Below are 19,752 nucleotides of genomic sequence, written 5' to 3' on the forward strand. Positions count from 1 at the left end.
GCAACTGCCTTAGCGCCGTGTCAATGCAAGGCGAATTCCCAACCCGATAAAGGTGGCACCCACGACGCGATCCAGCATTTTTCGCAGCGTTTGATTTTTTGCCACAGCACCTGCAGCACCGCCGGCCAGAATAGCAAACAACACATCAATCATGACGCCAATCAGCGCATAGACCATTCCCAGCACCAGAAATGAGATCGCATGATGGTCGCCCTCAATCACCACAAACTGAGGGAAGAACGCGATGAAAAACAGCAATACTTTGGGATTGGTTATTGAAGTAATGAAACCGCGCAGCATCAACCGTCGGGTTTCGACCTCAGCCATATTGCTCTGAACGTCCAGCGGGCGCTCTTTACTGACGCCAAAGGTTGATAGCATCATTTTAGCGCCAAGATAGATAAGGTAGGCCGCGCCGATATATTTAATGACCGTGAACAGCAGCGGTGAAGCCGCAATGAGTGCTGTTAATCCCAGTGCACTGGCAATAGCATGCGTACAATTGCCCAATGCCACGCCGGTCGCCGAAAGGATCCCGGCGCGTCGTCCCCTGACCATACTCTGACCGATGATATAGGCGAGATCAGGACCAGGCGTAACACAAAGCAGCGCGACCGACGCGACGAACAGCGGAAAATGCACAATATCCAGCATCAATACTCCTGAGAATAGGCAGATTTACGATTTGATTAACTTATCAGGCCAGACAGCATTGTCCAGAGCGAATCAATACCTTACTGCCGCACCAGCGCACGCTGCTTATCCAGCAAGAAAGGGCGCAGATACCCTACCGTGTTCGAGAGCAAAATCACCTCCTCCGGCAACCGGATTTTCAGTACGTCGGTCAGATAGTCTCTGCGGCGGGTCATACGCTGCCAGACTTCCGGAAAACGGCTCGCCAGCTCGTCACGCAATGCCGCGTCTGCCAGTCCGACCGTATCTTCGATACTGCAGCCGCCATAACCCGGTACCGATGGGATGATATCAATCTGCAACAGCATTCCGCTCTTCAGGGTCACCGCTGAATCGGGATAGATGGGCGAGTTCAGCCACTCTTCGTCAGCGACCAGATGCCCCGGATTGAGATGCCAGCCATATTGCGCTTTGGGCAATACCGTTTCGATAAGCGTATAGAGTTCGCGGCCGGTGATCCCGATTCGCAACTGCTCCAGCCAGCTGACGACCGCATGATAATAGGGGATCGCCAGCCGGGTTAACCAGTCAGAAACGTTACACTGTAACTCAGAAGCCTCACTGACGACATACGCAGAGCGGCTTGTCAGGCCGCCTTTATAGCCGACCGTCAGTGAAAGTTTGTCGCCAGTTGAAATCTGTTTGTCTGACGGATAGAGCCGGGCCTGAGCGAAACGATCGCCCGTCGCGGCGATCGTGATGACGCTGTTTGGCTGTCCTTCTGCATTCAGCCGTGCGCCCAACGCCTTCTCTGTGACGCCAGGCGCAACGCTCTCCAGCGCAGCCAGCATCGCGGTTGACGCAAGATTGGCTCCCGCCTCATAAAAGGCGACTTCATCGGCGCAGTTAACGCAACGCGCACCGTGATCTGGCGAGATAAACAATCCGGTGGCGTTAACCAGATGGACATCGCCACCCGCCGCCTGAGCCGCTGCGGTATAAACGAACTGCGGCAGATCAAATAACTCATGCTGACTGCCGGTAAACAGCTTCCAGCCCACCAGGCCAGTGCGTTCACCTGCCTTAATGCCTGCCTCTGTCAACAGCTGATCCAGCGGCTGATCCCCATGCATTGGCTGATTGGGCAACGAAAACACCGGCGCATGCAGACAGCGTCCCGGATTGCGGGCGAAAGGCACCAGCTTGAGGTTCTCATTCCCCATGATATAGGTCAGCCCGCCCTGCTGATTCACCACCAGCAGCGCCTCCTCAAAACGCGGAATAAATCCCGCCAGGTACTCAAAGTTACTGCCGTGCTCTTTGTCGGCATAGATAATCAGCTGCGTAATCTGCTGCTGCTGCATCCGCTGAATAATGGCAGCCAGACGGCGATGCAGTGTGTCATCAGACATTACCGGACTGGCGGCATCGGGAAAAGTGGGCGGTAAAGGGATTATTTTCAGGGCATAGCGATTGGCATCCATAACGCACTCCAGCAGCCAGATTAATGTGATTGTGATTTCCGTTCCCAGAGTAAACCTAATGTTTCTCCTGTACGGTGCCACCATCACACAACTTACTCGTTGCGTGTTATCAAAAGATGGACATTCCCTTGTAACGATTTTGCCTGCATTGTGCAGGCTTTTTTATATCTTCAATTTGTGAGCATGCACTATGTTTAATATTTAAGCATGACCTAATTGCTACCTGTATGAAACTTCCCCAAAGGCCTGATGTGTGGAGTACGTGTTGCAGAGATTCCTTATTATTGTGTAATTTTTTGCCCGAGATCATATTTTCTTTATAACCGCATCAAAAAGTACAGATAACGTAAGGAAAAAGTAAATTTACGCTTAACATGCGGTATAATTGTTTCAAATAATTTTAAAATTATACCAGGAAGGTTCGTTAGCCAATGATTTACGATTGTTTCCTTTACTACGATGAAGACATGCTTCTTGAGCTTCGACTCAATACGCTTTATGAACATGTTGATAAGTTCGTCATTGTTGAATCCCTCTATACCTTTACTGGTAAGCGTCGAGAAAGACTCAGTTTTAATATCGAAAAGTTTGCAGCATTTCGCGAGAAAATTATTTACGTCGTTAATGACTCAGTACCGACGATCCATCAGCATGATTTCGTGTCTGGCAGCTCTATGGTGAAAGCCGGTGAATCCGATCCGTGGGAAAATGAGACGATAGCGCGCAACGCCATTATGCGCGGCCTCGACTTCGCTGAGGACGACGATATCATCATGGTATCGGATGTAGATGAAATCCCCCGCCCTGAAGCCCTGAAACAGTTCAGCCCGCGCCACCTCTGCACGACGCTGTACCATAACTTCTATAATTATAAGTTTAACGTTCAGGTTCTTAATGATGATGGCTCTGCCCGTCTCTGCCGCCTGCCAAAGATGACCACTATGAAGAATCTGAAGCATTTTTTCAGAAGCCAGCCAGAGCTGTTACGCAACGTTAAACGCAAGGGTACGCCAATCAGAGACAGCTGGTGGCGCTGGAAGCTGCTGAAGATGCGTACCAGAACAGTTGAAAACGCTGGCTGGCACTTCTCATGGGTAATGACCGACGCCCGTATCAGTGAGAAGATGGAGACCATTTCTCACACAGAAAATAATCTCCCTGAGTTTAACAATCCCGATCATATTCGGCACTGCGTTGAGCAGAATATTGATATCTGGAACCGACCCCGGAAAATGGTGATCCGGCCAGTAACGCAGGAATATTTGCCTGCATGGTTAGTGGATAACCAGGCCCGTTTTGAAGAGTTTCTCAAGTGGTGAATAAAAACGAAAGCCCGCACTAAGCGGGCTCTTTGTATCATTTAACAGGCACGCCTGCATTCTCCAGCGCTTCCGCCTTTTCGGGGTACAATTCCGACGTTCCGGCGTTCATAATCACCGCGCCGCAGCGAATGCAGTGATCACCCTTCACATCCGGCACGACATCATCGGGATTACCCGTATTAAGACTGACGTCACGCGTGGCGTAAACAAACGCCTCTCCTTCACATCCCGGACACTTCATACCCTTACTCCCTTGATAAGCCTGTCAGATAAGCATAGCTGACAGGCGGTTTGCCAGAGAGTGGTGAAAGGGCTTTTCAGGATAGTGCCAGCTCATATCCGCCATCAATCGTTATGCCGTAACCGCTCCAGCATAATCAGTGAATGGCTGAAGATTGCATCCGCGATGTGCTGCGGGAAATCGGCCGGTAATGCCTCGCGCACTGAGACTACCGCCTTTGGAAACTCACGGACGAAGAAGTCAAAGATCTGCTGCAGGCTGTCACGATCAAAATTCACCTGCTTCGCCGTGGCGATAAAATGGCGCGGAAAGATTTTGTCGATTTCTGTCTTCTTCCCCTTAGTGGCACGCAGCCCCATCGCCAGTTTGAGTGCACGCCTGTTCAGGCCGGTACCGCCCAGCACCGGATAAGCAGAGATCACATCATAAAAAGGTGTCAGTCGATAACTGCCGCCGCGCTCGATAAACAGCGAGAAGTTTTTAGCGTGACCGTCGGTTGCGCCCGTCAGCCACTGAAACACCTGGAACATCATAAAGCGATAGCGATCCTCGATGGCATTGCTCGATCCCATCAGTATCTGCATTATTTCTGCGATGCCCGGCCCGCCATCCGACTCATATTTAGTCGAGGATGGCAGCCCCAGCGCCTGACAGAAATCCTCCTGTGGCAGACGAATCAGCCGGGTTCGGTCGCGCGACCAGCGGCGGTCAAAGCGCTCAACGGCCAGAGCGCGCATCTTACCGGCCCGGATAATCGTCGCCTGCGGCACATCAATACCCAGTGCACGTGCCAGCGCCAGACAGAGATACTCATTCTCTACGCTTTCACGCATATCCAGCGTCGCGGCTGGCTGTTTAATCTCACCGATTGGCAGCTTGATAATGTGTGAGGTGGGCGTAGCGCCGGCAGGAATGCTCCAGCCCTCTTCGGTCAGCAGCAGCGCCGTTTTCTCCTGTGCGCCCGCCACCGAAATGCGGAAGTCGGTCTCTTCACGCAGCATCCCCAGCGGAATATCGGACTGATAGGCTGACAGCACGCTCTCGAGCCGGGCTTCATCAAGCACCTCATAGCGAGCCTGCAGTGCGGGCAGCGGCATATCGGGCGGCAACAGCATGGTCGCTCCGACGCTGTCACGTCCCACTTCCTGCAACAGGTCAAACGGCTGGCGGGATTTAATCTGGTAACGCGCCACGATCCTGTCACGAATCAACGGGCTATCCGGCAGCAGGTTGTCGAAAAAGTTAATTACGGCGTGTGAGGTAATCGCCTTAACCTGCAGCGGCAGTGAGAGTGACAGCGGCCTGGAGAGCGGGTTACTCAGCCAGCCGGTATCATACTGAAACTCATGAGCGCCGTTTCGCTGCCGGGTAAGCACGCCTACCCGCTCACCGTTCATCCACGCAATCAGCCTTTGCATTACCATTCATCCTCATCATGCAACTGAGACGCACTGGCCTCCTCTTTTTCCACTACGTCCAGACTCACTTCCAGCGCCTGTAAAAGCTTAAACAGCGTGGCCAGCGAGGTACTGTCAGGCGCATTTTCAAAGTGAGAGACGGTTGCCTGTTTCAGGCCCACCTTTTTTGCCAGTTCACTCTGGGTCCAGCCGTTGCGCTGGCGGATAAGCTTTAGCCGGTTTGCCAGCTGTAGCGGGCTGTATATCATGGGTGACTTCCTTCAGGATCACAGGCTTTAAGCATAGCGTAGAGGGGTTATCCCCGGCAGGGTATAAAGTACATTATATACCCCACAGAGGATAATATACAAATTATACCCTGCAGAGGATAATGCCGAAATTATCCCTTGTAAGGGATAAAGACAATACATGGCTAGCAGAGGAACAGGATGAGCACATTTACCCTTACCCATCAGCAAAACGACGACGACCGGGAAGAGTTACTGGCAGGATTAGGGGCTTACAACCGGCAATTTATCAGTCGGGAGAACTGGGGCCCGCTGTCGGTTTCTAACCGGGATGCAGAAGGTATATTACGGGGTGGATTGATCGCCTCGCGCAAAGGAAACTGGCTCTGCATTGATTATCTCTGGGTGGATGAAACGCTGCGTGGCAGTGGTCTGGGTCGTGCGCTGTTGGAAGCGGCGGAACAGGAAGCAGTTAAACTGGGCTGTCTGTTTGCGCTGGTGGATACCTTCAGTTTTCAGGCGCTGCCGTTTTATCAGAAACAGGGTTATCAGCAGCAGATGTCCCTGCCCGATTTTCCGCAGGACGGAATGCAGCGCCACTATCTGACGAAAACGCTACGACCTGCGGAATCACGCTGACCCTGATGCAGCCAGCGTGACAGGGTCACTGAGCTACAAACCAGCAATACGCCGGAGGTCCGCTTCGGCGCCGGGTGCCACAGCAAGCACCTGCGCCCCTTTAGTGATGCGGTCGCCTTCGATGTTAAACGGGTGGTACCAGCCGCCCGCCTCTTTCACCAGGCAGTAACCCGCCAGGCAATCCCAGGCGTGCATATAGGGTTCGTAGTAACCCACGACACGACCAGCCGCCACCCAGGCCAGCATCAGCGCGCCGGAGCCAATGCGGATGAAGTTACCGCCCGCCGACAGCAGCGCCGCTACAATCTCGCCCACCTGTTGCGGACTGACATAGCTGTTAGCACCAAAACCGGTGACGTGGTTTTGCAGCGTGCGTGCAGGATCGACCTGCAGACGACGCCCGTTCAGCGTCGCGCCCTGCCCCAGTGCCGCCACATAGCACTCCTCATAGGTGGGCGCAAAAATCACCCCGATGACAGGTATATCGTCACGCAGCACAGCAACAGAAACACACCAGCTCGGCATTCCATTGAGAAACGGGCTGGTGCCATCTATGGGATCGACCACCCAGGTGTAATCAGAGGTTCCCGCCTGCAGACCCGTCTCCTCGCCAAGAAAGCCATCATCAGGAAACGCATCCCGAATGCGGCTGGCGATCAGCTGCTCGACTTCACGGTCGGCAATCGACACCACATCCTGCAAATCGTACTTAGTCTCTACTACCAGCGTGTCGCGGCGGTTGAAGTAAGATAGCGCGGTCGCGCCACCTTCGCGGGCCACAGCTTCCGCTAACGCCAGTCGCGCCACTCTTTCCTGCGATTCCATGCGAACTCCTCGGGTTAATCAGATTAACGGGCAATCAGGGCTAAGCCCTGCGGCTTAAAGTTGACGCCAACCGTGGCGGCGAGCGGCAGACGCTGTTCCATTTGTGGATCGATAATGAACAGCGCGCCCAGCTCGGTAGCGACTTCATATTCGATATGATCGCCCAGCCAGGTGCTGTGGATCACTTCACCCTGCAACGCGCCCTGACCGTCGCCGGACAGCGTAATAAACTGCGGTCGCACCGCCAGCTGGGCACTGCCGGTTTTTGCACCGATACCCCGCACCCGGAAGCGCTGATTTCCCAGACGGACCAGCGCGTCATCCGCATCGGCCTGTTCCACTTCACAGGGCAGAATGTTCGCTTCCCCCATAAAGTCCGCGATGAAGACTGAATTGGGCGAATGGTAAAGCGTCTCCGGCGCGCCCTGCTGAGCAATATCCCCCTCTTTCATGACAATAATCTTATCGGAGACCGCCAGCGCCTCCTCCTGGTCATGGGTCACGTAGACGGCAGTGAACCCGAGCCGCTGCTGCAGATCACGAATATCGGTGCGCACCCGACGGCGCAGACGCTCATCAAGGTTCGACAGCGGCTCATCGAGCAGCAGCACCTGCGGTTCCAGCACCAGCGCACGCGCCACTGCAATACGCTGCTGCTGTCCACCAGACAGTTCGGACGGCAGCCGCTGACCCTGACTCTCCAGCCCCACCAGCTTCAGCCCTTCGCGCGCCCTGTCCTGCGCCTCGCGTTTATTCATACCCCCGGAGAGCAGTCCATACAGAATGTTGTCGAGGGCGTTCATATGCGGAAACAGCGCGTAGGACTGAAACACCATCGCCACGTCGCGCTCGTTGGCGGGCAGATGGGTCACCTCTTTGCCGCCAATCAGAATCCGCCCCGAGGTGGGATGCTCCAGCCCGGCCAGCAGCCGCAGCGTGGTGGTCTTGCCGCAGCCGGATGGCCCGAGCAGCGTGACCAGCGTGCCCGGCTCTACGGTAAGCGACAGATCCGGCACCGCGGTAAAACCGGCAAAACGCTTTGCGACATGTTCAAACACCACCGATCCGGCGTTAATGGTCGTCATACGGCTCTCTCCTGAGTCAGCGTGGATACAGAGGGTGCGGCAACGATCACCGCCGGTTGGGCTGCACGGCGCAGGCGACGTTCGCCCACCAGCAGCTGGAACAGGCCAATGATCAGCAGCATCACCACGATCAGTACCGAGGAGTAGGCAATCGCGACGCCATACTCTCCGTTCTCCACCAGCCCGACAATGTACGAGGTCGCCATGTTGTACTGCGCGCTGACCAGGAAAATCACTGCACTGATCGAGGTAATCGCCCGCACAAAGGCGTAGACCAGAGCGGCGCTGATCGCCGGTTTGAGTAGCGGCAGCACCACTTTGCGCAGCGTCCGCAAACTGTTGGCGCCCAGCGTCAGAGACGCTTCATCCAGGCTTTTATCCAGCTGACTCATCGCTGCAATTCCGCCCCGCACGCCGACCGGCATATTACGGAAGACAAAACAGGCGATCAGGATCATCGCGGTGCCGGTGATCTCCAGCGGCGGCAGGTTATAGGCCATCACATAGCTCACACCTATCACCGTGCCGGGAATGGCAAAGCTGAGCATCAGCATGAATTCAAAGGTCTGACGGCCGGCAAACTTCTGCCGCACGATAAGCCAGGCGGTCAGCAGCCCCACAATGGCAGTGAGCGGTGCGGCAATCAGGGCGATTTCCAGCGTGGTCCAGAACGAGTTCCAGGCGACGCCACTCCACACCAGCTGCCCCTGATTCACGCTGATGCTGAAGGCGCGGATGTAGTGATCCAGCGTCAGGTTGTTATTCAGACCCCACGACTGCACAAAGCCGCCAATCATGATCATGCCGTAGATCACCAGGGTGAAGAGTCCCCACGGGATCACCATGCCATAAACGCTGTAGCGTACCGGACGCGGCAGCATCACATGACGGCCGCCGTCGCCCTTGCCGGTCACGGTGGCGAAGCTTTTGCCGGAGAGCCAGACGCGCTGCACCAGAAACGCTGTCAGGGTAAAGCCCAGCAGGATCATCGCCAGCACCGCCGCGCGGCTCTGGTCGTTCTGTGCGCCGACCACGGAGAAGAAGATCTCCGTCGAGAGCACGCCGTGACTGCCGCCCAGCACCATCGGGTTACCGAAATCGGCCATGCTTTCGATAAAGCTGATTAAGAACGCGTTGGCCAGACCTGGCGCCATCAGCGGCAGCGAGATGCGGGAGAAGGTGCGCCAGCGGCTGGCACGCAGAGTCTGCGACGCTTCTTCCAGTGACGGACTGACCCCCTCAACCACGCCAATCAGCACCAGAAACGCAATGGGAGTAAACGACAGCACCTGGGCAATCCAGATGCCGGTCAGTCCATAGAGCCAGCGACCCGGCTCGATGCCGAACAGCGTCGCCAGCGATGCTGTCACCACGCCGGAGCGGCCAAATAGCAGGATCAGCGCCAGACCGATAACAAACGGCGGCGTGATAATTGGCAGAATGGTCAGCATTCGCAGCGCTTTTTTAAATGGCAGCGCCGTGCGCGTGGCCGCCAGCGCAAACGCCAGTCCCAGCAGCGTGGAACCACTGGCGGTCATCAGCGCCAGTCCCAGCGTGCGCCAGGCTGTGCCGCAGGTGTCGCCGGTAAAACAGGCGAGGCTCCAGATGGCGGGGTCCTGCATATTGGCAATCAGTCCATCCGGTTTAAAGCTGCCGTCACTATCCTGCACTGAGGCGACAAACAGGCTCAGCACCGGATAGAGTACAAAGGTCGTCACCAGCGCCACCAGCAGCACAATCGACGCCACCACAAAGGCATCGCCTTTCAGCACGCCGCGCTCTGCCAGGGCAAAAGCGAAGATCAGCAGAAAGACGGTCAGCAGCAGCAGTGCGCCCGCGCCCATCGCCGGTTGCCCCTGTGTCAGCGGACCAAAGAGATTTTCCAGCCACAGCCAGTTCCAGCCACTAAACCCGATGGCATGCCCTTCCAGCACCAGAAAAAGAATCCCGCAGACGCTGAATAGCAGCAGCAGCGTGCTGCGTGTGCGGCCTGGCGGCAGAAAGACACTGGCCGCCGAGAGCAGCCATAGCGCCACGGCGCTGCCCAGCCAGCTGTGCAGCGCGAGCTGTCCCAGCGCTGGTGCGTTGTTCTCATCTCCCCAGAAGCTGAACAGCCAGTCACCCGTAAAGAAGCCCTGCTCCAGGCTATACCAGGGCAGCAGCGTCAGCGCGACGGCACCTGCCAGCAGCGCACCGGTTAAGCGACGATTATGCGCATTCATAAATCACCTCCATCAGGAAGCGGACATCAGGCTTACGCCACCGCGGTCTGGCACCAACCCGGCTCAGGCGGCCGGGCTGGTACCCCCGTTATTGCGCGCTGGCACCAATCTCTTTATCCCAGCGGCCCAGCAGCGCCTTGCGTTTTGCCGAGTCGCCATAAGTTTTGAAGTCGTAGTCGATCAGTTTGATGTTCTCGAAGCGCGGGGCGTATTCAGAGATCTCCGCCTTGCGGTTGGAAGGCAGCTGGAACGACTTCGCCTCTTTCATGTGCGACTGCGCCTCCGCGCTGAGCGCCCAGTCATACCAGCTTTTAGCATTGGCCAGATTGCGCGCCCCTTTAATGATCGACATCGAACCAATCTCATAGCCGGTGCCTTCGCAGGGCGCGACGGGCTTAATCGGGAAGCCATCCACCTCCATCGCCACGGCATCATGCATAAAGACAATGCCGACGGTGGTTTCACCGCGCGCGGCGGCCTTGACCGGTGCTGAGCCGGACTTGGTGTATTGCGAGATGTTGGCGTTGAGCTTCTTCAGGTAGTCAAAGGCCTTGTCTTCACCCATGATCTGCACCAGCGTCGCCAGGGTGTTATAGGCCGTGCCGGAGGAGTTAGGATTGGCGATCTGAATCTCGCCTTTAAAGCCCGGGTCGAGTAAATCCGCCCAGCAGGCCGGGACCTTCAGCTTTTTCTCCGCCAGCAGTTTCGTGTTGTAGCCCCAGCCCAGCGCACCGGCATAGACGCCAACGGTGCGATAGCCGGAGATCTCCGCTACTTTCTGTGACCAGGGCTGCTGCTGATCGAGCAGGGGTGACTTGTAGGCCTGGGTTAAGCCCTCTTCGCCGGCCTGCATATGGGGGTCACCGGTGCCCGCCCACCAGATATCGGTACGGGGATTGCGCGCTTCACTGCGGATACGGGCATAAGCTTCACCGGCAGAGAGCCGCACCATGCTGAGTTTGATGTCGGGATGACTCTGGCTGAACAGCGTGGTCATCTGTTCGCACACCACTACATCAGCAGAGCAGATCATATTAAGGCCCGCCGCCGGGGCAGCAAACGGCACCACAGGGCAGACGATGACAGCAGCGAGCAGAGAGGGATAACGCATGGTGTTCTCCTGGGCTGGATGACGCAGGTGCGCCAGCTTTTGCACATGCGTGCAAAGGTATGAGCAAAGTAGTACGGTGACCCGGCTGCACTGTCAATTGAGTTGTTGTGCAATTGTCAGGCTCTGTCACAAATTTGAAACATCCGATGTACAGGCATCCTTTGCACAGCCTTGCAAATTCAGGCAGACTCAGTGCAGGTAACACAGGGGCGAGGAAAAAGATGCAGCAGCTTAAAGCGGTAGTGAGTGCGCAGGATGTCGCTGACCGGGCGGGCGTCTCCCGGTCAGCGGTCTCACGCACCTTTACAGAAGGGGCCAGCGTGTCAGAGTCCACTCGTCAGCGGGTGATGAAAGCGGCTGAAGAGCTGGGTTATCACGTCAATCATCTGGCTCGCGGCCTCGTACGCAACCGCAGCGGCATTGTCTGCTTAATCGCCTCCGAGGTGGACACGCCCTACCGTGCCAGCCTGGTGCGCTGGATGACCCAGTATCTGCAGGAAGCGGGAAAAGTGGCGATGCTGATCAACACCGACCGCTCGGATGCGCGGGTTTCGGACGCGCTGCAACAGGCGATTAATTTCCGTGCCGACGCCTCTATCATTCTCTCCGGCATGCCGGACAGCGGCATTACCCGGCTCTGCTACAAACATGGTCAGCATCTGGTGCTGATTAACCGCGACGAATCCCTGCCCGGCACGCTCAATATCAACCTCGACTCCCGTCCGGCGGCGGAAATGGCGGTTAACGCTTTTGTCCGGGCGGGCTGCAATCGCATCGCCTTTGTCAATTCGCTGGCGGGCACGCCGAGCCTGCTGAAGCGCGAAGCCGATTTTCTGGTGGCAGCGCAGAACGCGGGCGTTACGGTTCAGGTAGAACGCTTCGGCACCACCTCCTATGAAAGCGGCCAGATTCTGGCCCAGCGTCTGCTGACGCGTAACATTCGCCCGGATGCGGTTTACTGTGCTACCGACCTGCTCGCCTGCGGCTTTATGGATGAGGCGCGTCACCGCTTTGCGCTGCGCATTCCGGAGGATCTCTGCATCATGGGACATGACAACATTCCACAGTCGGGCTGGTCCTCGTATAATCTCACCACCTTCGCGCAGCCGGTGGAGCAGTTTGCCCGCGATGCTATTGCCTGGCTGGTGGAGACGGAAGCGCAACCGGAAACATTAACACCCAAAAATGAACAGCAGCAGGAGCGCAGAATATATGCGGTCGATGTGGTCTGGCGCGGTTCGGTACGCGGTGGTTAACCGCCCTTTTTTATTTTCAGCCGGAACATTTCACGTACTGAAATAATCCCCAGCCGTTTTTACGCTTCGCTTTAATTATTCCCTGCCTCCTCTGAAAAATAATCGGACAGTGCAGCACACAATACCGATTTCCTGACTACGCTTTATCTGCATTATTAAGTTCTTCTGGTTTTACCTGCTCAATGAATCAGCAGTCAGATGTGACAAATATCACATTTGTGCCAGGCTTAATGTCTCAGATAACTCTGTTCAAGGAGCATACAATGGCTACACCAACTAACAAGACGCTCGATCTGGATCACTTTCCTAAGCCTCCGTTTGAGGAGCAGCCACAACAGGCACCTGGCCTGGCCAGCAAGATGATCCCGGTTCCCGACCACGGAGAAACCAGCTACCGCGGCACTGGCCGACTGACCGGCCGCAAGGCGCTGATTACGGGCGGTGACTCCGGTATTGGCCGCGCAGTGGCTATCGCTTATGCCCGTGAAGGCGCAGACGTGGTGATTAACTATCTGCCCGAAGAACAGCCCGATGCTGATGAAGTGATTAAATTAATCGAAGCGGAAGGCCGTAAAGTTTTCGCTATTCCCGGCGACATTCGTTCTGAAGAATTCTGTCAGCAGCTGGTGAAAGACGCTGCGGATAAATTAGGCGGCCTGGATATTCTGGTTAATAACGCTGGTCGTCAGCAATTTAATGAGTCCATTCGTACCCTGAGTACGGAAGATTTTGACGCGACGTTTAAAACCAACGTTTATGCGATGTTCTGGATCACCAAAGCAGCGCTGGAATATCTGCCACGCGGTGCATCGATTATTAATACCTCGTCAGTACAGGCCTTTAAACCCAGCGATATTCTGCTCGACTATGCGCAGACCAAGGCATCTATTGTTGCCTTCACTAAATCGCTGGCGAAGCAGCTGGGTGGCGACGGTATCCGCGTCAACGCCGTAGCACCTGGCCCATACTGGACGCCGCTGCAGTCGAGCGGCGGTCAGCCGATGGAAAAAGTGAAACAGTTTGGTGCAGATTCACCGATGGGCCGTCCCGGTCAGCCGGTTGAGATCGCCCCGCTCTACGTTACCCTGGCCTCAACCGAGAGCAGTTACTCTTCCGGTCAGGTCTGGTGCTCTGATGGCGGCACCGGCACGCTGTAAATTGTCTCTGATGGCCGCATAGCGCGGCCATTTTTTTGTCCCGCATTTGCCCATAGAAGAATTCCCGTTACCGTGAAATAAGGAAGCAGACCATGGAAAACCCGATCTTTCATTCGCCGGTCAGAGAAGATGGCTTTGCGGGTCTGGGTGATTATGCCGCCATTGGTGAGGGCCGTTCGGTGGCGCTGATCGCGCCGGATGGGGCTGTTGACTGGTGGTGCGCGCCTAATCTCGATGCGAAACCGCTGTTTGATCGCCTGCTTGATGCCGGACTCGGTGGCTACTTTCAGATCGTGCCGTGCTCGCCTTATCAGGTTTCGCGCCGTTACCGTGATAACAGCAATGTGCTGGAGACCCGTTTCGAAACGGACAGCGGCAGCGTGCTGCTGACCGAGTCGATTAACAGCACGCTGGCGGGCCGTCTGCCGTGGTGTGAACTGGCGCGCCGCATTGAGGGCGTCAGCGGTGAAGTGGAATTAGCGATCACCCTGCGCTTCGGCACTGCCGCCGAAACCCGTTCGCCCTGGGTGGCTGACAATGAGAAAGGCAAGGTCTTTCACATCGCGGAGATCATGGCGATGTTCCGCACCAGCGACGATATCCAGATAACCGAGCTGGACGATGAGCAGGTCTGCGCCACGCTGCGCACGACGGCCGGGTCCCGATCGCTCTGCGCGCTGCTGGTAACCGAAAAAGAGCCGCTGGCGGTGCCGCCGCTGGAGGCTATCGATCAGCGGATTGAAACCAGTCACACCGGCTGGAGCAGCTGGGTGGAGAGCCTGAGCTACGCGGGCAGCTATCCGGCACTGGTGAAGCGCTCTGCCCTGTCACTGAAGTTTCTCTGGTACTCGCCGACCGGCGCGCTGGCGGCTGCCGCAACGACCTCTTTACCGGAAGGGATCGGCGGCGAGAAAAATTATGATTACCGCTACGCCTGGGTGCGCGACGCCTGCCTGATTATTAAAGCATTCGTCTATATCGGGGCGCTGGAAGATTGTAAGGCGGCCTTTTCCTGGCTGTCGCAGACCATTATGCGTCACGGCGTCAGGCTGCGCGCCTGCTATGCCCTGAACGGTGATGAGGTGCCCGCCGAGCGTTATCCGCCACTGAGCGGCTATAAAAACTCTCAGCCGGTGCGGGTTGGCAACAATGCCCGCGACCAGCTGCAGCTCAGCATGTATGGCGACTTGCTGGTTACCGCACAGCACTTTATTGAAGCGGGACACGTGCTGGATATCACCACCTCGCGCATGCTGGGGGAGCTGGCAAACTGCTGCGCCGATCACTGGCGGCAGAAAGATTGCGGCATCTGGGAACTGCCGGAGCTGCAACACTACACCCACTCCAAGATGGCCTGCTGGATGGCGCTGGACCGGGCGGTTGCCCTTGCCGAAAGCCAGCATATCGAACCGACGTGGCTGGGGCGCTGGCAGCGGGAACGTGAGCGCATCCGTGACTGGATTGAGTCGCACTGCTGGTCAGAACAGAAACAGGCTTATCTCTTCTATGCTGGCAGCGACGATCGTCTCGACGCATCGCTGGCGCTGGTTCACAGCTACGGCAATGCGGTCAATCCACAACGGATGCTCTTGACCTACCGCGCGATTCAGCAGGCGCTGGGCGACGGCAGCGCCATGCTTTATCGCTACAGCGGTGTCAGAGAGGAAGAGAGTACGTTTCTGGCCTGCGCCTTCTGGCTGGTGGAAGCCTGGGCAGAGATGGGCGAAACAGACCAGGCAGAACAGGCGATGCAGGAGATTCTGACGACGCTGGACGGCCAGGGTAACGTCGATATCTTCAATGAGATGTATGACGTCCGCAGTCAGAGCTGGCGGGGCAATATGCCGCAGGGACTGAGCCATCTGGCGCTGATTTGCGCGGCGCAGGCGTTATCAGAATCACAGGCGTGAGCTGTGGAGGTGAGGATATCAGCGCCTCACTGCCCTACTGTCGCCGAAAGCGCGGGTCGAAGAAAAAAGGTTCTACCACCACTTTACTGATGATGCCAGCCACCGCCGGGTGACGGGGATTGAACAGTGCGTTCCATTCACCCGTCAGCGTGCTCGGCACCTTCAACACCAGCCCGTTGTCCGGGCTGGCGAGCCAGTCATCACCAATTTGTCGGGTGGACGATGGCGCAGGATCGGCCTGCCAGTCAGCAGGTAACGCCGCCAGCGAAAGCTCGGTGATCAGGGGTTCCGGTACGTTAATCGCCAGCATTGCGTAGTCGTGTGCCAGATCCTGAATGGTGAGGTGCACCAGCGCCTCCAGCACACAGAGCGCCCGGCTCGATCCCATATAGACACAGACCGTTCCCACAGAATTCCAGCGCCCGCCATAGGTGCGGGCACCGAACCCATCAAAGGCGGTCATCGCATACTCACGCTTTACCAGGCGAAAGAAAGGCACCGCCATCAGGTGATCACGCCATGCTCAAGCTGACCAATCAGGTTAATCACCGCTTCTGCACCGGCCACCGTGGTGGTCATCTCGGCCGGTTTTTTACCGCCCAGCGCTTTGGCGGGCGTTTCCAGCCACTGTACCAGCCGCTCTCTGTCGTCACGAAACAGTTTGCTGGCGGCAGAAAGAACGCGAATCAGCATATAGATCCGTCCGCTCTGATCGGGCGAAAAGGTCTGCTGCGGATCTTTAACTTTGCGGTTGTATGTGGTGCGGTCGATGCCCGCCAGACGGCAGAGCCAGCCCTCGTCAAAGGTGGACAATGACGCGGTGCGCTTCAGCACGCCGCTGCTGAATCCTGTTGCGATACGCTGGTGTGCATCAGGCAGCGTTTCCGGCAGATTCAGGGCGTGCAGTAGCGAACGGTTATGCTGATGCTGAGCGGGTGTGTAAATGGCGATGGACATATCAGCCCTCCTGTTCATTTGATTTTTATTTTAGCGCAAATGAACAGAGGGCGCCAGCCTGCTCCGGGCTGAACAGGCGTAAGGTGCATTATTCAGGTGTACCCTGCTGCAGCGCCTGCAGAATCTGCCACGCTACCCTGATGCGAAGCGGATTGGGGTAATTTTTGTTGGCAAGTAACACGATGCCGCTGTTCTGCTCAGGAATAAAAGCGATATAGGCACCAAATCCATTGGTGGCACCGGTTTTATGTACCCAGCTGGCGCTCTGCGACGGCCCGACCGGATTAACCTGCGTCGCCGGACGCGGCTTTAGTGCAACAGCATTATCGTTGTCACTGAGCAGCGTCTCAGCATCGACGGGCCAGTCGTAGATCTCCCAGCCCAGCCCCTGATAGAGACTGCCGACTTTGAAGTAGCGCGACTGCGCAGTACGGATGGCATTGCGCAGCACCGCGTTGCCCGCCGATAAACGGTTAGGATCGATATTCGCCTGCATAAAGGTGAGCATGTCCCGCGCGGTGGATTTAATGCCGTATGCTTCCGCATCGAGCATGCCGGGCGAGACCCGCACCGGCTGGCCATTTTTGTAGCCCCACGCATAGTTGAGCATCATCGACGGCGGCACGGTAATGTAAGTGCGCGTCAGGCGCAGGGGCTGAAACACATGTCGCTCCATCGCCTGCTCATAATCGCCCTTCACCATCAGCGAGCCAAACAGACCGATACTGGCGTTGGAGTACTGGCGCTGCAAACCTGGTGCTGCCGTTGGCTGCCAGTTCTGATAAAAGCGGAGCAGCGAAGCCTGATCGGTGACCTCATCAGGCAGCTGTAAAGGCAGGCCGCCTGCGGTATAGGTCGCCAGATGCAGCATACGCACCGGACGCCACTGCTCACCGGTCAGCTGCGGCCAGCGCTTCTGCACCGGATCGTTCAGACGGATTTCGCCGTTGCGGATCATGATCCCGGCCAGAGTGCCGGTAAAGGTTTTACTCACCGACCCCAGTTCAAACAGCGTGTTTTCCGTGACCCGGCGGCGTGACTCAAGATCGGCCACGCCGAGGTTCACAAACTGCGCCCGGCCCTTGTAAAGCACCGCCACCGACATACCGGGGATCGCCTGCTGCTCCATCAGCGGTTCGATCGCGGCTTTAACCAGAGAAGTGACCTGCTGTGAGGAGAGATCGGCGGCAACACAGCTGGCAGAGAGAGAAAATAAAGCAAGGTAAAACAGGGACTTTTTCATTGTTAACTAAGCGTTCTTCACTGAATCGAATTATTTACACTGGCTGGAACAGGCCTGTACGCACATCTGAGCCTTTGAGCTGCAGGCACTGCTATCCCGGGTGTTGCAATGGGACTGCTCGACGTAGCAGTTGGTCTGACAGGTGGAGAGATCGCAGCGGTCAGCAACGGGTGTCAGCTGCGACAGCGGCGCGCGGGCCGGAAAAAGGGGTGCAGGCTGAGCGAAAGCGCTGCTGCCCAGCAATCCGGACAGCAGCAGAGTGAGGATAATTTTCATAACATTTCTCCTGAGGTACGCAGCACTAAGTATGGCTAGTCTGGCGCGTGCCGTCAGAGAAATCTCATCAAATTGAGACAACAGGAGGGTGTTGAGTGACATTCATCACGCCACGGCTATAGATATCGTTGAGCCGGGCGATATAACGCTGGGTGTCATGCTGCTCTTTGATGCGCAGAATGGCCGCTTCCCCTTTCTCCTGCAATATTTCAGGACGTTCAATGATGGCGAGCAGCGTCGATTTCAGCCCGTCCACCAGCGACCGGCGCAGCTGAGATTTTTGCTCTGCCGAGGTGATGCTGTATTCGCGATCGGCGTTCAGCGGACTCGCAATCACCCAGCCCGCATTGGCAGGATTGATCTCCGGCAGCGCACGCACGTTGCTGGTGATGACCGGACAGCCATTGGCCTGCATCTCCAGCACAGAGAAACCGTAAGTCTCCTGCCAGGTCGGTAACAGTCCGGCATCGCTCTGACGGAACAGCTGCATCAGTGCACTGTTTTCCATCTGTGAATGATGCGTAATGCAGCGATAGCGCTTGATGCGGTTCTCAATGTCGCGACAGAAAGCATCATCATCCTGGAACTGACGATGAGCAACGTTGCGACGTTTGGTGAGATCGCCAATCAGCTGCAGGTCCAGCTGCGACTCATCCAGCCGGTGCTCTTCAATCAGCTCACTGATTGCCAGCACCACTTCCGCCCCGCCTTTACGGTAGAACTCATTGCCGGCAAAGATCAGCTTCAGAACACCTGGCTGACGTGGCGTTTTTTGCTGAACGAACAGCTTTTGCGGCGGATGCAGCACCAGGGTTTTACGGCGGATTTGCTGCGCAACATCCGGTTTGAACAGTTTCATCTGGATGTTCAGCGTGGCGTCTGAGATGGCAATCAGCCCCAGACAGTTATCTTTTAACAGATAAGGAATAAGCCGCTTTAGCTCGGGATTGTCCTGCTTGGCAACACCCGCCACCGGCAGCACGCGCGGCAGTTCAGTTTCAAACGAGGCAACCCACTTCTGCTGAGTAATCGCAACTTCGTTGAACAGGTGAAGGATGTCAGCCCGCGATGCCCCGGAAAATGGCACAGGCTGAAAGACAAAGGTTTTATTCTTTTTAAGTAATCGGGTGCGTAACGGATTAATAAAATAGAACAGATTGCTCTTTTTCAGATTTATATATTCGTTATCCGGATTAACTAAGATATTACGTTGCTCCGGATACTGGTTATTCGTAATTCCAATTTTCATGATCGTCTTCCAGAGTCCTTTATGTCCAGAGTGATCTATATCACGCGATCGCGGCTGATACGTTTGAGCAATATCCTAAAAGCCTTTTCTGATGCGGCTTGCGCAGTTTTACTAATGATTGCGACCGGTGATAAAACGGTCACAGTTGTGTCTGATTATGAATCAGCGTTTTTTATTAACAGGTGTGTTTAATTGTGTCACCCTAACCCCCTGTTGAATAAAGCCAGAATTTTCCGGGCAATATTCACGCCAGTTGTTATGTCTATGTTTAATTATTTGTTAGCAATGCTATCAAAGCGAAGCGGCTTTTTAGTTCATAACTTTTAAAGTAATTAACCGCGCGGGATAACAGAAAGCCGGGGCTAACTGGCTGATGAGTGCCCCGGAAACCTGGCAGCAATAATAAAACAAACGATGAAACAAAAGATGCAGCCCGCTCACATTTGCACCCTTATTGCGCCCTGATTTGCGACATTTAAGTGCATCACGTCAGAAAG

At 55.9% G+C, this 19,752-nt stretch carries 19 protein-coding genes; 5 read left to right on the forward strand and 14 right to left on the reverse strand.

Features of this window, described 5'->3' with window-relative positions:
• Positions 1-9: 9 nt before the first annotated feature.
• Together IBT54_RS05695 and IBT54_RS05700 are read right to left on the reverse strand one after the other, a co-directional pair.
• Positions 10-654, reverse strand: coding sequence for a LysE family translocator (locus IBT54_RS05695; RefSeq protein WP_201251785.1), 645 nt, complete (start codon positions 652-654; stop codon positions 10-12).
• A gap of 80 nt (positions 655-734) precedes the next feature.
• The gene (locus IBT54_RS05700; protein WP_201251786.1) at positions 735-2,117 is read right to left on the reverse strand and encodes a Xaa-Pro peptidase family protein; all 1,383 of its coding nucleotides are present in this window, start codon (positions 2,115-2,117) and stop codon (positions 735-737) included.
• 431 nt (positions 2,118-2,548) lie between these two features.
• Here IBT54_RS05700 and IBT54_RS05705 point away from each other — a divergent pair, with 431 nt between their 5' ends.
• Entirely contained in the window at positions 2,549-3,436 is an 888-nt protein-coding gene (locus IBT54_RS05705) for a benzoate transporter (protein WP_201251787.1), read from the forward strand.
• A 37-nt stretch (positions 3,437-3,473) separates the two neighbouring features.
• Here IBT54_RS05705 and IBT54_RS05710 read toward each other — a convergent pair whose 3' ends face one another.
• The 3 genes from IBT54_RS05710 to hipB form a co-directional block, all read right to left on the reverse strand.
• A complete protein-coding gene (locus IBT54_RS05710; protein WP_013357880.1) occupies positions 3,474-3,680 on the reverse strand; it encodes a type II toxin-antitoxin system MqsA family antitoxin in 207 nt (68 codons plus the stop codon).
• 104 nt (positions 3,681-3,784) lie between these two features.
• The gene (locus IBT54_RS05715; RefSeq protein ID WP_195858087.1) at positions 3,785-5,098 is read right to left on the reverse strand and encodes a type II toxin-antitoxin system HipA family toxin; all 1,314 of its coding nucleotides are present in this window, start codon (positions 5,096-5,098) and stop codon (positions 3,785-3,787) included.
• On the reverse strand, positions 5,098-5,346 hold the full coding sequence (gene hipB / locus IBT54_RS05720; RefSeq protein ID WP_201251788.1) for a type II toxin-antitoxin system antitoxin HipB: 249 nt from the start codon (positions 5,344-5,346) through the stop codon (positions 5,098-5,100). Before hipB ends, IBT54_RS05715 begins: the two co-directional genes overlap by 1 nt.
• A gap of 180 nt (positions 5,347-5,526) precedes the next feature.
• On the opposite strand from hipB, the gene IBT54_RS05725 reads away from it, so the two are divergent.
• Positions 5,527-5,964: an N-acetyltransferase gene (locus IBT54_RS05725; RefSeq protein ID WP_201251789.1), complete on the forward strand. Its 438-nt coding sequence runs from the start codon at positions 5,527-5,529 to the stop codon at positions 5,962-5,964.
• Between the two features lie 33 nt (positions 5,965-5,997).
• Here the strand turns inward: IBT54_RS05725 and IBT54_RS05730 are convergent, their stop codons facing one another.
• The 4 genes from IBT54_RS05730 to IBT54_RS05745 all read right to left on the reverse strand — a co-directional run bounded on the left by IBT54_RS05730 (position 5,998) and on the right by IBT54_RS05745 (position 11,207).
• Positions 5,998-6,789, reverse strand: a complete 792-nt coding sequence (locus IBT54_RS05730) for an inositol monophosphatase family protein (RefSeq protein WP_201251790.1) — start codon at positions 6,787-6,789, stop codon at positions 5,998-6,000.
• 23 nt (positions 6,790-6,812) lie between these two features.
• A complete protein-coding gene (locus IBT54_RS05735; RefSeq protein ID WP_033783124.1) occupies positions 6,813-7,874 on the reverse strand; it encodes an ABC transporter ATP-binding protein in 1,062 nt (353 codons plus the stop codon).
• Positions 7,871-10,096 (reverse strand): iron ABC transporter permease, encoded by a 2,226-nt coding sequence (locus IBT54_RS05740; protein WP_201251791.1) that lies wholly within the window; start codon positions 10,094-10,096, stop codon positions 7,871-7,873. The genes IBT54_RS05735 and IBT54_RS05740 overlap by 4 nt, the downstream gene beginning before the upstream one ends.
• An 88-nt stretch (positions 10,097-10,184) precedes the next feature.
• Positions 10,185-11,207 (reverse strand): ABC transporter substrate-binding protein, encoded by a 1,023-nt coding sequence (locus IBT54_RS05745; protein ID WP_013357887.1) that lies wholly within the window; start codon positions 11,205-11,207, stop codon positions 10,185-10,187.
• Between the two features lie 221 nt (positions 11,208-11,428).
• On the opposite strand from IBT54_RS05745, the gene IBT54_RS05750 reads away from it, so the two are divergent.
• The 3 genes from IBT54_RS05750 to IBT54_RS05760 all read left to right on the forward strand — a co-directional run bounded on the left by IBT54_RS05750 (position 11,429) and on the right by IBT54_RS05760 (position 15,530).
• The gene (locus IBT54_RS05750) at positions 11,429-12,463 is read left to right on the forward strand and encodes a substrate-binding domain-containing protein (protein ID WP_013357888.1); all 1,035 of its coding nucleotides are present in this window, start codon (positions 11,429-11,431) and stop codon (positions 12,461-12,463) included.
• Between the two features lie 263 nt (positions 12,464-12,726).
• Positions 12,727-13,620: an SDR family oxidoreductase gene (locus tag IBT54_RS05755; RefSeq protein WP_013357890.1), complete on the forward strand. Its 894-nt coding sequence runs from the start codon at positions 12,727-12,729 to the stop codon at positions 13,618-13,620.
• Positions 13,621-13,712: 92 nt separating this feature from the next.
• Positions 13,713-15,530, forward strand: coding sequence for a glycoside hydrolase family 15 protein (locus IBT54_RS05760; protein ID WP_201251792.1), 1,818 nt, complete (start codon positions 13,713-13,715; stop codon positions 15,528-15,530).
• Between the two features lie 34 nt (positions 15,531-15,564).
• Here IBT54_RS05760 and IBT54_RS05765 read toward each other — a convergent pair whose 3' ends face one another.
• From IBT54_RS05765 to IBT54_RS05785, 5 genes are all read right to left on the reverse strand, one after another.
• On the reverse strand, positions 15,565-16,035 hold the full coding sequence (locus IBT54_RS05765; protein ID WP_013357892.1) for an RES family NAD+ phosphorylase: 471 nt from the start codon (positions 16,033-16,035) through the stop codon (positions 15,565-15,567).
• A complete protein-coding gene (locus IBT54_RS05770) occupies positions 16,035-16,487 on the reverse strand; it encodes an antitoxin Xre/MbcA/ParS toxin-binding domain-containing protein (protein ID WP_013357893.1) in 453 nt (150 codons plus the stop codon). The genes IBT54_RS05765 and IBT54_RS05770 overlap by 1 nt, the downstream gene beginning before the upstream one ends.
• A gap of 88 nt (positions 16,488-16,575) precedes the next feature.
• Complete coding sequence (gene ampC, locus IBT54_RS05775) at positions 16,576-17,730, reverse strand: class C beta-lactamase (protein ID WP_013357894.1); 1,155 nt, start codon at positions 17,728-17,730, stop codon at positions 16,576-16,578.
• A 30-nt stretch (positions 17,731-17,760) separates the two neighbouring features.
• Positions 17,761-18,006, reverse strand: coding sequence for a hypothetical protein (locus IBT54_RS05780; RefSeq protein ID WP_041456861.1), 246 nt, complete (start codon positions 18,004-18,006; stop codon positions 17,761-17,763).
• A gap of 67 nt (positions 18,007-18,073) precedes the next feature.
• Positions 18,074-19,255, reverse strand: coding sequence for a glycosyltransferase family 4 protein (locus IBT54_RS05785; RefSeq protein ID WP_095707181.1), 1,182 nt, complete (start codon positions 19,253-19,255; stop codon positions 18,074-18,076).
• Between the last annotated feature and the right edge of the window lie 497 nt (positions 19,256-19,752).

The organism is Pantoea sp. S62 (assembly GCF_016658625.1).
In the GTDB taxonomy this organism is placed as follows: domain Bacteria; phylum Pseudomonadota; class Gammaproteobacteria; order Enterobacterales; family Enterobacteriaceae; genus Pantoea; species Pantoea vagans.